The sequence below is a fragment of the Streptomyces sp. NBC_01089 genome (genome assembly GCF_045162975.1).
GTDB lineage: Bacteria > Actinomycetota > Actinomycetes > Streptomycetales > Streptomycetaceae > Streptomyces.
The window spans coordinates 1,588,172-1,602,733 of the sequence record NZ_CP108660.1 but is presented as its reverse complement, the minus strand read 5'-3'; the positions used below and the strand labels follow the sequence as shown (position 1 = coordinate 1,602,733).

10 protein-coding genes are annotated in these 14,562 nt (G+C 71.7%); 7 read left to right on the top strand and 3 right to left on the bottom strand.

The window, feature by feature from the left end; translation table 11 throughout:
- The first annotated feature begins 1 nt into the window (after position 1).
- Complete coding sequence (locus tag OG510_RS07095) at positions 2–1,156, top strand: YihY/virulence factor BrkB family protein (RefSeq protein WP_406135921.1); 1,155 nt, start codon at positions 2–4, stop codon at positions 1,154–1,156.
- 393 nt (positions 1,157–1,549) lie between these two features.
- Positions 1,550–3,889 (top strand): ATP-binding protein, encoded by a 2,340-nt coding sequence (locus OG510_RS07090; protein WP_406135920.1) that lies wholly within the window; start codon positions 1,550–1,552, stop codon positions 3,887–3,889.
- A gap of 51 nt (positions 3,890–3,940) precedes the next feature.
- On the opposite strand, the gene OG510_RS07085 is transcribed toward OG510_RS07090, so the two are convergent.
- Complete coding sequence (locus OG510_RS07085) at positions 3,941–4,291, bottom strand: hypothetical protein (RefSeq protein WP_406135919.1); 351 nt, start codon at positions 4,289–4,291, stop codon at positions 3,941–3,943.
- Positions 4,292–4,404: 113 nt separating this feature from the next.
- Positions 4,405–8,475 (bottom strand): amino acid adenylation domain-containing protein, encoded by a 4,071-nt coding sequence (locus tag OG510_RS07080; protein WP_406135917.1) that lies wholly within the window; start codon positions 8,473–8,475, stop codon positions 4,405–4,407.
- A gap of 261 nt (positions 8,476–8,736) precedes the next feature.
- On the opposite strand from OG510_RS07080, the gene OG510_RS07075 reads away from it, so the two are divergent.
- The 5 genes from OG510_RS07075 (at position 8,737) to OG510_RS07055 (ending at position 13,937) form a co-directional block, all read left to right on the top strand.
- Entirely contained in the window at positions 8,737–9,720 is a 984-nt protein-coding gene (locus tag OG510_RS07075) for an Ig-like domain-containing protein (RefSeq protein ID WP_406142324.1), read from the top strand.
- 176 nt (positions 9,721–9,896) lie between these two features.
- Complete coding sequence (locus tag OG510_RS07070) at positions 9,897–11,114, top strand: low temperature requirement protein A (RefSeq protein WP_406135915.1); 1,218 nt, start codon at positions 9,897–9,899, stop codon at positions 11,112–11,114.
- Between the two features lie 137 nt (positions 11,115–11,251).
- Positions 11,252–12,409 carry an XdhC family protein gene (locus tag OG510_RS07065; protein ID WP_406135914.1) on the top strand — a complete coding sequence of 386 codons (1,158 nt, stop codon included), beginning with the start codon at positions 11,252–11,254 and terminating at the stop codon, positions 12,407–12,409.
- Positions 12,410–12,505: 96 nt separating this feature from the next.
- Positions 12,506–13,228, top strand: coding sequence for a GntR family transcriptional regulator (locus OG510_RS07060; RefSeq protein ID WP_406135913.1), 723 nt, complete (start codon positions 12,506–12,508; stop codon positions 13,226–13,228).
- Between the two features lie 25 nt (positions 13,229–13,253).
- The gene (locus OG510_RS07055) at positions 13,254–13,937 is read left to right on the top strand and encodes a GntR family transcriptional regulator (protein ID WP_164260629.1); all 684 of its coding nucleotides are present in this window, start codon (positions 13,254–13,256) and stop codon (positions 13,935–13,937) included.
- Here OG510_RS07055 and OG510_RS07050 read toward each other — a convergent pair.
- Positions 13,876–14,562 (bottom strand): SRPBCC family protein, encoded by a 687-nt coding sequence (locus tag OG510_RS07050; protein WP_406135912.1) that lies wholly within the window; start codon positions 14,560–14,562, stop codon positions 13,876–13,878. The two genes, OG510_RS07055 and OG510_RS07050, sit on opposite strands and share 62 nt — an antisense overlap.

The window sequence follows — 14,562 nt, the reverse complement described above, 5'->3', positions numbered from 1 at the left end:
GGTGCAGGCAGCAAATGAAACAGGGGAGCAGCATCCGGGTCTGCTCCACCGGGCCAGAGCCCTCTACCGCAACGTCTCCAAACGCAGGATGGCGTGGTTGCTCCTCAAGGACACCGTCAACTCCTGCATGGAGTACCGGATCCTGGGACTCGCGGCCGAGGCGGCGTTCTTCACGCTGCTCTCCCTGCCACCGCTGCTGCTCAGTCTGATCGCCCTGCTCGGGTACGTCGACGGCTGGACCGACACGCACACCGTCGCCAGCCTGGAGAAGAACATCCTGCACGCGGCGAGCACGGTCCTCTCCGACCGGGGAGTCCACGACTTCGCCGAGCCGCTCCTGGAGAACGTCACCCACGGCAAGCGCCCCGATGTGGTCTCCATCGGTTTCGCCTTCGCGCTGTGGTCGGGGTCGCGGGCGGTGAACGTCTTCATCGACACCATCACGGTGATGTACGGGCTCGACGGCCGGCGCGGCATCGTCATGACCCGGCTGCTCTCCATCGTGCTGTACGTCGTCGCGCTGGTGATCGGGGCGGTGGTGCTGCCCCTCGCGGTGGCGGGCCCGGACCGGGTCGTGCAGTTCGTGCCCGGCGGCGAACAGGTCATCGCCGTCCTGTACTGGCCGGTCGTCGTCCTGCTGTCGATCGCCTTCCTCACCACGCTCTACCACGTGTCCGTACCGGTGCGCTCCCCCTGGATCGAGGACGTGCCGGGCGCCCTGGTGGCCCTGGGCATGTGGTTCCTGGGGAGCCTGCTGCTGCGCATCTACCTCACGAGTACGGTCGAAGGCCCGACGATCTACGGCTCGCTGGCCGCACCGGTCGCGGTGCTGCTGTGGATCGGGGTCTCGGCCTTCGCCGTCCTGGTCGGAGCCGCGGTCAATGCCGCCATCGACCGGATCTGGCCCTCGGTGGCGACCGCGGCGGCCCGAGCGGCGAACGAACGGCTCCGGCGCCGGCAGACGGCACCCCCGGAGGGCGGAGCGCACACCCCGGACCATCCGGGCGCGGCGGCCCCCGATTCGGACGACGACGGGTCGGACATGCCGTCCGAATTCCCCGAACGCTGGTCGAAGTTCCTGCCGCCGGAGGATGTCACGGCCCGCCTGCGCTCCAAGAAGCCGGACGACAAACGCACCACACCGGACCAGGACTGACGACGGACGGCCCTTGCACCGGGGTGGGCCTGCCCTGGCGCGGATGTACGCGCGGCCTTCTCCGTGGCCGCCCCGCATGCTGTCCCGGGCGAGGGCGCCATCCCCGCCCCGGACCGCGCGGCGTCGTACCTGTCGTACCCCCGGGCAACCGCCATCGGGGTACCCGGGGTTACGGCCTTGGGAAAGGCTTGGCAACCCCCTTACGGAAAACGTTCCAGGACGGGGCGCAGCCGGGGCCCGCCCGGCGCCTCCGTATCGCGTGCGCGGGTCGCCCGTCCGGTGGGTCTGCTGATCGCCTGGTGTCACTGACCGTGGTGCACCCCGTACGCTGAGGTGCGCGACAGAGGCGCGCGGTGTACGCGGAGACGTTCAGGAAGCGCGGCGGGGGGCGGCATGGCACTCGGTTACAGCCGGCGTACCGGCGAACTGCCCTTGGAAGTGACCGGATTCGTCGGCCGTTCCGCGGAGCTCGACCGGATCCGTGAACTGCTGGCCCGGGCACGGCTGGTGACCCTCGTCGGCCCCGGCGGTGTGGGCAAGAGCAGGCTGGCGCTGCGCGCGGCGCTCACCCTCAAAGGGGGGTACACGGACGGCATCGTCCTGGCCGAGCTGTCCTCGCTGCACGACCCCGAGCTGCTGCCGCAGGCCGTGGCGAGCGCACTGGGACTGGCCGAGCAGTCCGGGCGGGTGCTGCTGGACGTCGTCATGGAGCACCTCCAGGAACGCAGACTGCTGCTCGTCCTCGACACCTGCGAACACCATCTCGACGCCTGCGCGTTCCTCGCCGACCTGCTGCTGCGCGAGGCCCCGGGAGTGACCCTGCTGGCCACCAGCCGCCAGCCGCTGGACGTCCCGGGCGAACACACCCTGCACGTACCCCCGCTGGCGTACGACGACGCGGCGACACTCTTCGAGCAGCGCGCGGCGGCCGTCGTGCCCGGCTTCCGGATCAACGCGGGCAACCACCAGGACGTACTGGCGCTCTGCCGCCGCCTCGACTGCATTCCGCTCGCCATCGAACTGGCCACCGTACGGCTCAGGGCCATCCCGCTCGACCAGCTGACCGCCCGGCTCGAACACCGCTTCCGGGTGCTCACCGGCGGCCGCCGCAGCGCCGCGCTGCCCCGCCACCAGACGCTGCGCACCGCGATCGACTGGAGCCACGACCTGTGCTCCGCCGAGGAACGGCTGCTCTGGGCACGGCTCTCGGTGTTCGCCGGTCCGTTCGACCTGGCCGCCGTCGAAGAGGTCTGCTCGGGCGCCGGCCTGCCCCGCGAGGAGATCATCGAGCACCTCATCGGCCTGGTCGACAAGTCGGTGGTGCTGCGGGTGCTGGACGGCGACGACGGCTCACGCTACCGGCTGCTCGACACCATCAGGGAGTACGGGGCGGACCGCTGCGCCGCGCTCGGCGGCGAGCAGGAGCGCTGCCGCGCCCGCCACCGCACCCACTATCTGGCCCGGGTCCAGCACTTCTACGAGACTGTCCTGACATCGGAACAGGTGCCGCTCTACTGGGAGTTGTACCGTGACCTGGCCGATCTGCGCAGCGCGCTCGACTACTCGCTCTCGCGGCCCGACGGCATCAGGCCCGGTCTGGAGATGGCCGCCAGGCTCTGGCCGTTCTGGGTGACGGCCGGGCTCTCCAAGGAAGGCCGCTACTGGCTGGGCAAGGGCATCGACGCCGACCCCGAGCCCTGCCGCGAGCGGGCGCTCGCGATGCTCTGGCGCAGCCTGCTCGCCCTGGTGCAGGGCGATCTCGAACCGGCACTCGCCGGATTCGAGGCGACCCGTGAGGTGGCGGGGCAGGCCGGGTCGGAACTCGATCTCGCCCTCGCCACCGGCTACACAGGCGGCGTCCGCTGGCTGCTCGGCGACCCGGAGACGGGACAGCGGCTGCTCGACGAGGCGCTGGCCCGCCAGCACCGCATCAACGACCGGCTGAGCCTGGTCGTCTTCCACTACCAGAAGGGCTATATGCACGCGGTGCTGCGCGACTCGGCCGCCGCCGTCGAGGAGTGCGAGAAGGCACTGCTGCTGCTCGGTGACGAGAGCGGTGAATGCATCATCAAGGGCCAGATCCTGGTCATCGAGGCGATGGCGGCCTGGGGGCGGGGGGAGCCCGCGGAGTGTGTGGCGCTGGCCCGCTCGGGTCTGCAGCGCAGCCGCGAGGTCCACGAGATGTTCGGCGCTGCGAACAGCCTGGAGCTGCTGGCCTGGGGCGCCGCCGAACTGGCGAGCCCCAGCAGGGCGGCCTGGCTGCTCGGGGCCGCCGGGGCGCTGTGGCGCAAGGTCGGCTCCCCGATGATGGGGGCCGCGGTGTACCTGGACGACCACGCGCGGGTGGAGAGCGCGGTCCGCGCCGAGCTGGGCGAGGAGGAGTTCGCCCGGCTCTTCGCGCAGGGCGCCGAACTCCCGCTGGACCGCGCCGTCGAGCTGGCACTCATCGACGCCGACACCCCGGCGGTCCCGCTGCCCCGGCAGTCGGACCCGCCGCCGGGCGACACACTGACCCGCCGGGAGCGGCAGGTCGCCGCGCTGGTCTCGGAGGGGCTCACCAACCGGGAGATCTCCGAACAGCTGGTGATCTCCAAGCGCACGGCCGACGCCCATGTCGAGCACATCCTGGCCAAGCTGGGCTTCTCGTCCCGCGCGCAGATCGCGGCCCTGGCCGGGCAGTCCGAAGAGCCCGGGGCCGCCGGGGACGGGACCACGCAGGCGCCGCCCGAGTAGCCGGCCCGAGTAGCCCGGCCCGGGGCAGGGCGGCGCCCGCGCGCGGCGGCGTCAGGGGCGCCGGTCGCTCTGGCCGCAGATCCACGACAGCGCGTCGTACAGCCCGCGGGCGTGGTCGTCGGTGACTCCGCGCTGCACCGCGTCCTCCAGCTGTACGGTCACCGCGTCCACCTCTGCGGTCAGCCGCCCGAGGTCCGGCGCGCCGCCGGTGATGCCGGTGGCCGGAGCCGCTTCGGCCCGCCCCAGGGCCCACAGATACCCGGTCAGCACACCGCGCGAAAGCTGCGTCTGGGCTTCCGGGGCCGCGGCCGCTTCCACCTTCCGGTACGCCGCCTCCACCTCGGCGCGGTACCTGGTACCCACGCGTTCGTCGTCGAATGGTTCTCTCTCCGGGGTGCTCATACCTCTGAGTGTGTCCGATTCCTTCGTGGTGATGTCTCCGTGGGGGTTCCCCCGGGACGGTTTCGGTACGGCTTCCGGCGCTACGGTGCCGCGGCACCGTCCGCGCCCCGACATCAGACCGACGACGCGCCGGCGGCGTCGAGATGGCGGCTCAGCGACCGCCCGATGTGCGCGAGCGGCGCCGCCTGGGTCATGGCGTGATGGGTGCACGCGATGTCGTGCGACTCGATCCGCCCGGTCACCCAGGGACGCCACGCCTCGCCGGTGAGGGCCTGCGCCGACTTTCCCTGGGTGGCGTGGAAGTACAGCAGGTCCCCTTCGAACACGCCCTCCACGAAAGTGGGCTGCAGGCGCACCGAGTTGGTCAGGACCGACGTCATCGCCGCCACATGGTGCTCGCCGAGCCCGGGGTGCTCGGCGAGCGCGGCCGGGCGCCCGTTCCCGCCGTCGCTGCTGAGGATCGCCGCGACCTCGGTGGCGGTCAGCGCCGAGAGACCGGGGCCCTGCGGGGTGTGCCCGGCCGCTTCAAGCAGCAGCGCCAGCGCCGCGTGGTCGTCGGGCAGTGACCTCAGCCGGCTGCGCGGGTCGATGGGACGGGAGTCCAGCATGGCCAGCAGCGCCACCCGTTCACCCCGGTCCTGGAGCCGTACCGCGATGGCGTGCGACAGCGCACCGCCCAGGGACCAGCCCAGCAGGTGGTAGGGGCCCGACGGCTGTACGGAGCGGATGTGCGCCACATAGTCGGCGACCATCTCCTCGAAGGTCGCGGGCAGCCCGCCCGGCCCGGAGAGCCCCCGCGCCTGCAGCCCGTACACCGGCAGGTCCGCCGCGAGATGACGTGGCATCCCCGCGTAGCACCAGCTCAGACCGCCCGCCGGGTGGACGCAGAACAGCGGCGGCCTGGACCCGTCGGTGCGCAGTGGCAGCAGCATCGCGAAGGGGTCCTGTGCCGTGCCGGTGTCGAGCAGCCGGGCCAGTCCGGCCACGGTCGGCGCCTCGAAGACCGCGCCGATGGACAGGGCCGTGCCCAGCGACGAGCGGATCCGGCCGATGAGCCGGGCGGCGAGCAGCGAGTATCCGCCGAGCGCGAAGAAGTCGTCGTCGATGCTGACGTCACCGACGCCCAGCACCTCGGTGAAGAGCGCGCAGAGCGTCTTCTCCTGGGCGCTGCGCGCGGGCCTGCCGGTCCGTTCGGCCGCGGGCTCCGGTGCCGGGAGCGCGGCCCGGTCGAGCTTGCCGTGCGGGGTGAGCGGCAGCGTGCCGAGCAGCAGATACGAGGCGGGAACCAGAGAGGCGGGGAGCCGCTCCGCCGCCCAGGCCCGCAGCGCGGCGCCGTCCGGGGCGCCACAGTCCGGGGCGCCACCCGCCGGGGCGCCACCGTCCGCGAGCCGCGGCCCGGGGACCGCCCCCGGGGAGCGCCCGCCCGCGGGCACCACATACGCGGCCAGCAGCGGCTCGCCCCGCTGAGACATGCGTACCGCGACCGCCGCCCTGGCCACCCCGGGGTGGCGGGCGAGCACCGCCTCGATCTCGCCCGGCTCGATCCGCAGCCCCCGGAGCGTGAGCTGGTCGTCGGTGCGCCCGAGGTACTCGAGCGCACCCTGCGCGGTCCACCGCACCAGATCGCCGGTGCGGTACATCCGGTCGCCCGGCGCCCCGAACGGATCAGCGAGGAAACGTTCGGCCGTGAGCTCGGGCCGGTTGAGGTATCCGCGCGCCACCTGCGCACCGGCCAGGTGCAGTTCGCCGGGCACCCCGGGCGGCACCGGGTCCAGCCGGGCGTCCAGGACATAGGCGCGGACGTTCTGGCCCGGCCGCCCGATGACCGGCAGGTCGCCTTCCGTGTCCAGCCTGCAGTACACGGCGTCGACCGTGCACTCGGTCGGGCCGTAGTAGTTGTACGCGGTCGTGTCCGGGCACTCCCGCAGGGTCCGCCACAGCGCCTCGTCCAGCGGCTCGCCGCCCACCATCAGCAGCCGGGGACGGTGCCGGGCGCCCGAGAGCAGGCCCGCGGCGATCAGCTGGTGCAGATAGGAGGGGGTGACATCCAGGAAGTCGATCCCGTGCCGGTCGACATACCGGGCCAGCGCCGCAGGATCGAGCCGTACGGCGTCGTCGATCACATGGAGTTCCTGACCTGCCGCCAGGAAGAGCGGACCCTCCCAAGCGGTGTCGAAGGTGAACGTCGCGGTCAGCGCCGACCGCAGCGGCCGCCCCGCCGCCGCGACCGCCGGTGCGATCAGCTCGCTGTGGTGGTCGGCGCAGAGATTGCTGAGCGAACGGTGCTCGACGACCACGCCCTTCGGCGCCCCGGTCGACCCCGAGGTGTAGCTGACGTACGCGGGATGGTGCGGCAGCAGCGGGGTACGGCGGTCATCGTCGCCGGGGTCGCTGTCCGGCGCCGCGGCCAGTTCACCGACCGTGCCGGGTGCGTCGATGAGCAGCGCGGGCACGGCGGGCGGCAGCACATCGGCGCCCGCAGCGGTGGTGATGACACAGAGCGGGGCGGCGTCGGTGAGCAGATACCGGACGCGCTCGGCGGGGTGCTCCGGATCCACCGGCACACACGCGGCGCCCGCCTTGAGCACGGCGAGCAGCGCGACCGGGTAGTCGACGGTGCGCGGCAGCGCGAGCGCGACGAAGGTCTCGGGGCCCGCTCCGCGCGAGATCAGCAGCCGGGCCAGCCGGTTGGCGCGCGCGTTCAGTTCGCCGTACGTGAGGGTGCTCGCCCCGCACACCAGGGCGGTCGCCTCCGGCGCCCGGCGGGCGTGCGCCTCGAACATCCCGGTCAGCGTGGCCGTGGCCGCCGGGCGCCCGGTGTCGTTCCAGCCGCTCACCACCAGGTGCCGCTCGTCGTCCGTCAGCAGCCCGATCTCCGCGACGGGCCGGTCGGCGCCCGCGGTGGCCAGCGTGTCGAGCAGGGCCAGGAACCTGCGGTGGTGCGCGGCCGTCACCTCGGCGCTGTACAGGGCGGGGTCCGCGTTGAAGTCGATGCGCAGCGAACCGTCGGCGGGGCGGTCGTACACATTCACGCCGAGCCCGGTCACCGGCCCGTTGGAGAGGTTGTGCAGGACGGCCGGGTGCCGGCCGAACGTCAGCTGCGGGTCGTATCCCATGATGTTGATGCCCCAGTCGCCCAGATACCCGCCGGCCGGGATCCCGCCCAGGTCCTTGACGAGATACGGCGCCGGGTAGCGCTGGTGGCGCAGCAGCCCGCGCGCCTGCCGTGCGGTGTGGCGCACCAGCTCGGACACCGTCGCGCCGGGCTCCGGGCGTACCGCCAGCGGGAGCACGTTGGCCAGCATCACCGGGACCGTACGCGCCACCGCCCCGGTGCGGCCGGTGACCGTCAGATCGAGTGACACCTCGTCCTGTCCGCTCAGCCGGTGCACATACAGCGCGAGCGCCGCCATCGCGACCGACGGCAGGCTCGTCCTCGCCTGCCGGGCCAGGGCCCGCAGTCCGGCGGCCGCCGGGGCCGCGACCGGGCCGCTCTCCCGTACGAAACGGTGCGGGACCGACTTCAGCCGGCCCGCAGCCTCGGGCGCCGTCGGGTGGCCCGCGAGCTGCGCGGTCCAGTACTCCCGGTCCTCGGTGAAGCGCTCCGAGGCGTGGTACGCGGCCTCGTCGGCCAGTACGTCCTCCAGCGTCCCCCAGGCGGAGTCGGGGCGGAAGCGGCCGGACTCCAGCGCCGAGTACAGCTCGGCCACCCGCTGGATGAAGAGGGAGAAGCCGTAACCGTCGAGCGCGATGTGGTGCACGCTGATGTAGATCAGGAAGCAGTCGTCGGCGGTCCTGAGCACCGCGAAGGTGAAGAGCGGGGGCCGCCCCAGGTCGAGCGGGCACCGCATGTCGTCCCACATCCAGGTGTGCGCGGCGGCCCACGGGTCGTCCGCGCCGCGCAGATCCACCAGGGGCAGCGGCCACCGCGGCGCGGGCCCGACGCGCTGCCAGGTGCGGCCCTCGTCGTCCGTCTCGAAACAGGCCCGCAGGGCCTGCGTCTCGCCGACGGCCTCACGCAGGGACTCCTCCAGCAGCTCCAGGTCGAGCGGGCCCCTGATCTCGACGTACTCGGCCGCACGGTAGTTGGGGTTCTCCGCGTCCAGCTCCTGGGAGAACCACATTCCCGTCTGTGCGGCGGTCAGCGGCAAGCGACCGTTCCGGCTGCCGGACTTCCTGTTCATGCGTGCCGTCTCCTGACGCAGGTGCTTGTCTCTACGGGCCATCAGGGCCAACGAGCGTCACCGGACAGGTGTATTGGTCCGGGGCGAAACTCTTTGGGACGGGCGTTCGCGCGCGGGCCGCGCAGCGGGCGGTCCGGCCGCTCCCTGCCCTGTACCAAGACTTGGCCTGTGCTTTACGAGAAGCTCTGCAACCGCTGCGCCCGGACAGTTGTCTCTAGGGGTGTTGTGTCCAGCGGGAAGTAATGTGAGCGGAGCATGAGCATGGGCCGGGTCAAGGGCAGCATAGGGATCGCACTGCTGGTCAGCGCGGTACTGGCGGGCACGAGTGCCTGTGGGGGAAATGCCTCGGCATCCGCCTCGGGAGACTCCGCGAACGGCGCGTCGGCCAAGGCGTCGGCGAGCGCGCACCCGAAACCGACCCATCCGGCGGGCCCGCCCATGCTGCTGGAGACGATAGCCCCGAAGACCGGGACGACCGTCGGCGTCGCGATGCCGATCTCGGTGGTCTTCACCAACCCGGTGGCCACCTCGGCCCGTGCCACGGTCGAGAAGCACCTCAAGGTCTCCGCCTCCACACCGGTCACCGGCGCCTGGCACTGGTTCAGCAGCACCCGCGCCGACTGGCGGCCCGAGAAGTACTGGCAGCCCGGCACCAAGGTGACGCTGGACGCGAACCTGACGGACGTGAGCAACGGCAACGGCCGTTACGGTACGCACAACTACCAGCACAAGTTCACCATCGGTGACGACGTCGAGGCGACCGCTTCGGTGCCCGGCCACTCGATGAAGGTGACGCGCGACGGCAAGGTGGTCCGCACCCTCCCGATCGACGCCGGCAGCCCCAGCTTCCCCTCCTGGGACGGCACGATGGCCGTGATGGACAAGGCCAAGGAGGTCCACATGACCTCGTGCAGCGTCGGCATCAGCTGCACCAAGGGCAGCCCGGACTTCTACGACCTGACGCTGCCGTGGGACGTGCACCTCACCAACTCCGGTACCTACATCCACTACTCGACCGGCGACCCCTACCCGGGCCACAGCTACGGCTCGCACGGCTGTGTGCACCTCTCGCTCGCCGACGCCAAGTGGTTCTACGACTTCGTCAAGCAGGGCGACCCGATCACCATCACGGGCTCCCCGCGCGGCAAGGCGGCCGGTGACAACGGCTACGCCGACTTCAACCTCTCCTGGGCGCAGTGGCTGAAGGACAGCGCCACCGGCCAGCAGACGACGGCCACCGGCTGACGCGGCTCCCGCTTCCCGGAGCCCGGCCGCTGACCGGGCTCCGGCCTCCGCGTCCTGAGCCGCAGCCTCCTGAGGCGCCGCGTCGATGAGGCGTTACGCCGCCGACTGCGCCATGGTGAGGTGCTGAGCGGCCCAGGCACAGGGCAGGGCCGGGCGAGCGGAGGAGCGGCGCGCTGATGACCGAAGAGACGACGGCGTCCGGAGCTGGACAGGGCGGATTCCCACGGCCCGGGCTCCGGATGCGGGCCAGGGACCCCGCCGAGCCGCACCGGGCGTCCACGCCGCTGGAGCTCTTCTTCGACCTGTGCTTCGTGGTGGCGGTGTCCCAGGCGGGCGGGCGGCTGGTGCACGCGCTCACCGAAGGCGAACCGGCCCACGGGATCACCGGCTACCTGGTGGTGTTCTTCGCGATCTGGTGGGCCTGGGTCAACTTCTCCTGGTTCGCGTCCGCGTACGACACCGACGACGTGATCTACCGGATCGCGACCCTGGTCCAGATCGCCGGGGTGCTCGTCCTCGCCGCCGGGGTCCCGCGCGCCTTCGACCACGCCGACTACACGGTCGCGATCGTCGGCTATCTGATCATGCGGGTCGTCCTGACACTCCAGTGGCTGCGGGCGGCGCGCAGCGAGACGGGCGCCGCCAGGACCACGGCCCGGCGGTACGCGGCCGGGCTCGTGCTCGTACAGATCGGCTGGGTCGTCCTGCTGCTGCTTCCCGGCGCCGCGTGGAAGTGGGGCTTCGTCCCGATGGCCGCCGCCGACATGGCGGTTCCCGCGTACGCCGAGCACCGCCACCGCACCCCCTGGCATCCGCACCACATCGCCGAGCGCTACGGGCTGTTCACCATCATCATGCTCGGCGAGACCGTCGCGGCCGCCACGGTCGCGGTGCAGTCGGCGGTGGACGAGTCGGCCGCGCTGGGTGAGCTGCTTCCGATCGCGGCGGGCGGCCTCGTCATCGTCTTCGGCGCCTACTGGATCTACTTCGCGGTGCCCATCCACGAGCACCTGGTCTCCAACAGGCAGGCGTTCCTGTGGGGTTACGGCCACTATCTGGTCTTCGGCTCGGCCGCCGCGATCGGCTCCGGTATCGAGGTCACCGTCGAGGAGGTGACGGGCCACACGGACATCCCGGCGGTCGCGGCGGCGGCGACGGTCACGGTGCCCACCGCGCTGTTCCTGCTCACGGTGTGGCTGCTGCACAGCCGCCACTTCAAACGGGGCCCGGCCCAGCGCGCGGTCCTGCCGGTCAGCGTGCCCCTGGTCCTCGCGGCCACTTTCGCCGGGCACCGGGCGGTACCCCTGGCCGGCCTCGTCGTCGCGGTCACGGTCGCGGTGGGCGTGGGGCTGGCGCACCGGGCCGCCGCCGCGTCCCCTGGTCACGAACAGTAAGAAACCCCGGGAATGTATACGACTGCTGGGAGATTCTCTCTCAGTTGCCTGTCTGGTGCGACCCATAGGATGAGCTCCGGCATTTTTGTATACTAAGAGCCTCCGGGAGGGTGGTCGGCGGGGAAGGGAGCCGGGGCATGAGGGAGGTACTGGACCAGGCCATGGCGTGGTACGGGCGGGGCGTGCGGTTCGCGCAGGCGACCGTCGTGCGGACCTGGCACTCGTCGCCCCGGCCACCCGGAGCGACCATGGTGGTCGCCGAGACCGGCGAGGTGGCGGGCAGTATCTCCGGAGGCTGCGTGGAAGGGGCGGTGTACGAACTCGCCCGCGAGGTGCTGGAGACGGGGCGGCCCGTGACCGAGACCTACGGCGTCAGTGACGGCGACGCTCTCGCGGCCGGGCTCACCTGCGGCGGCATTCTGGAGGTCTTCGTCCGGCCGGTCGGGACCGGGCAGGACCCGGCGCTTGAGGACATCGCGCACGCGATCGGGGCGGGCCGGCCGCTCGCCGTCGCGACCACCCTCGCCGACGGTCATCTCCCGGCAGGGGCGCGGCTCGTCGTCGGCCCCACCGGGGTCCGCGGCTCCCTGGGAGACGTCCGGCTGGACTCGTCGGCGGCCGAGTGCGTACGCGAGATGCTGCGCCGGGGCGAGACCGGTGTGCCGCGGTCCGTAGCGGGGTCCGGGTGTTCATGGGCGGTACCGGTGTTCGTCGAGTCGTACGCTCCCGCGCCCCGCATGCTGGTCTTCGGCGCGATCGACTTCGCCGAAGCGGTGACTCGTATCGGGAAGTTCCTCGGCTATCACGTGACCCTGTGCGACGCGCGGCCTGTGTTCGCGACCTCGGCGCGCTTCCCCCAGGCCGACGAGATCGTCGTCGACTGGCCGCACCGCTACCTCGCGGCCCAGCGCGAACGGATCGACGAGCGCACGGTGATCTGCGTTCTGACGCACGACCCGAAGTTCGACATCCCGCTGCTGGAGGTCGCTCTGCGCACGGACGCGGCATACGTGGGCGCCATGGGCAGCCGGCGCACCCACGAGGACCGGCTGGAGCGACTGCGGGAAGCGGGGGTCGGACAGGCCGAACTGGGGCGTCTGTCCTCACCGATCGGACTGGACCTCGGGGCCAGGAGCCCGGAGGAGACGGCCGTGTCCGTGGCCGCCGAGATCATCGCGGCGCACTGGGGCGGCACCGGCAAGCGGCTGTCCGGGACCCGCGCGCCCATCCACCACCGGACGCCCCGGGAACCCCTGCCGGGCAGGCCGCCGGATCCCGTGCGCGACACCGGGTGAAAACAGAAAACTGTATGCTTCACACGGTTACTCACCGACAGTGTCCTCCGTCCTCCCGGCCCGGCCTGTCGTGCGGAGGGGAAGGGAAGGGGCGCTGTGGCGAGGCGAGCGGTCCACAAGATCGGAGCCGACGGAGTGGAGACTCCCGGCACCATCACGGATTTCGTCACGGCCCAGATCCGCAACCGGATCGTGCTGGGAGCGCTCGGTCCTGGAGCCAAGGTGCCGGTGTACGAGCTGGCCGACGAGCTGGGCGTGAGCCGCGTACCGTTGCGCGAGGCCGTCCGCCAGCTCGAGGCGGAGTCCCTGGTGGACAACCTGCCGCGCCGCGGAACGGTCGTACGGCCGCTGAGCGCCCACGATCTTCAGGACGCGTTCGTGATCCTCCAGGCCATCGAGCCGATCGCGGCGCGCCGCGCGGCCGAGTCCGACGACGGGACGATCAGCGCCTCGATGCGGCGGTGGCTGGAAGAAATGCAGGAACTGGCCGACAAGCGGGTGCCGCAGGTGTCCGAGGCGATGCTCCACGCGCACCGGGAGTTCCACTTCGCGCTCTTCAGGGCCGCGGGTGAAGGAGTGCTGCAGCGCCACCTGTGCATGCTGTGGAACACTTGCGAGCGGTACGTGATGAACAGTCTGCCCAACCACGAGCGGCAGACCGCGGCGGCGCGAGAGCACGCCGACCTGGCGCGGTGCATCCAGGAAGGCGATCCCGAAGGCGCGGCGGCGGTCCTGCGCCGGCATCTCGAGGCGAGCCTCGCCGGCGCCCTGGACTATCTCGCGGGGCAGGGAGCGGAGTCCGCCCCGTCGCCTTCCTGATCCTGGTAACGACGAGGAGATTTCCGTGACAGACGGTCGTGGGGCGGAGTCGTCCGCCGCTCAGCGGGCCTACGCCGAGATCGCCGAACGGATGGCCTCGGGTGAACTCCGTCCCGGCGTCTGGCTGCGCGAGGAGTCGCTGGCCGCATCGATGGGGATCAGCCGGACGCCCGTACGGGAGGCGCTGCGCAAGCTCAACTCCGAGGGCCTGGTCCGCACCGAACGCTACCGCGGCGCGCAAGTCGTGGACTGGAGCCCGGAACAGGTCGCCGAGATCTACGGACTGCGTGCGGTGATCGAGGGCTATGTGGCGGCTGTCGCCACACAGAACATCACCGAGGACACCCTGCGCGCGCTCGAAGCCAACCTCGTCGAATTCGAGACGGCGACAGCGGAGGGCGGCGCCGCCGGCAGACAGCGGGCCGCCGCGCTGAACAACGACTTCCACAAGATGCTGCTGGAGGCCACCGGCAACAGCAGCCTCATGCACCTGCTCACCGGAGTGCTCGGGCTGCCCCTGGTGCACCGTACGTTCCTCCGCTACACCGAGCGCGACCTCGCGCGCAGCGCCGAGCACCACAGGGAGCTGATCGAGGCGCTGCGACGCAGGGACGCGATCTCAGCGGAGATGATCATGAAGGTTCACATCAGGGCTGCCCAACAGGCAGTGCTGGAGCAGCAGGAGCGTGACGTCCCCGCAGACGGGTGACGAGCCACGTCGCCAGTACGCCACCCACGAAGGCACCCGCCGCCGGGGCGCAGCGGCGGGCGATGGGCCATACGAAGGCGAGCGCGTTCAACTCGGAGCCCCCGGCAGGGGCGTCGGTGGTGGTGGCAGGGGCAGCGGCGGCCGCCGGAGTCTGCTGACCCGATGCGCCGGCCGGCTGTTCCCGGGTCAGCATGCCTTCGAGGTTGGTGGCGAACTGCCCGATGATCCGCGCCCCGACATCCGCCATGGCGCTGCGCCCGAACTGCGCCACCTTGCCGGTGATCTGCAGCTGGGTGCCCACCAGGACACGGGTCCTGTCACTGCCGTCGGCCACCAGGTCGACAGTGACGACCGCTTCGGCCGAACCCTTCCCGCTGCGCTCACTGCCGCCGGCGTCGAGCACCATACGGCGCTTGTCGGCGTCGCGCTCACGGAAGGCCGCCGTACCGCCGTAACTGACCTTGATGGGACCGACCTTGACGGTCACCGTCCCCTCGTAGGAGCCGTCGTCCTTCGGCGTGACACTCGCCCCCGGCATGCAGGGCGCGATCCTCGGTACGTCGGTCAGCAGCGCCCACGCTTCTTCCGGGGCGGCCGGGACGACGAACTCGTTGGTGAACTCCAT

Coding starts and splice junctions, on each gene's coding strand:
- OG510_RS07085 (WP_406135919.1), bottom strand. CDS start 4,291: ATGAGCACCCCGGAGAGAGAACCATTCGACGACGAACGCGTGGGTACC.
- OG510_RS07050 (WP_406135912.1), bottom strand. CDS start 14,562: ATGGAGTTCACCAACGAGTTCGTCGTCCCGGCCGCCCCGGAAGAAGCG.
- OG510_RS07075 (WP_406142324.1), top strand. CDS start 8,737: ATGGGCCGGGTCAAGGGCAGCATAGGGATCGCACTGCTGGTCAGCGCG.
- OG510_RS07090 (WP_406135920.1), top strand. CDS start 1,550: ATGGCACTCGGTTACAGCCGGCGTACCGGCGAACTGCCCTTGGAAGTG.
- OG510_RS07065 (WP_406135914.1), top strand. CDS start 11,252: ATGAGGGAGGTACTGGACCAGGCCATGGCGTGGTACGGGCGGGGCGTG.
- OG510_RS07080 (WP_406135917.1), bottom strand. CDS start 8,475: ATGAACAGGAAGTCCGGCAGCCGGAACGGTCGCTTGCCGCTGACCGCC.
- OG510_RS07070 (WP_406135915.1), top strand. CDS start 9,897: ATGACCGAAGAGACGACGGCGTCCGGAGCTGGACAGGGCGGATTCCCA.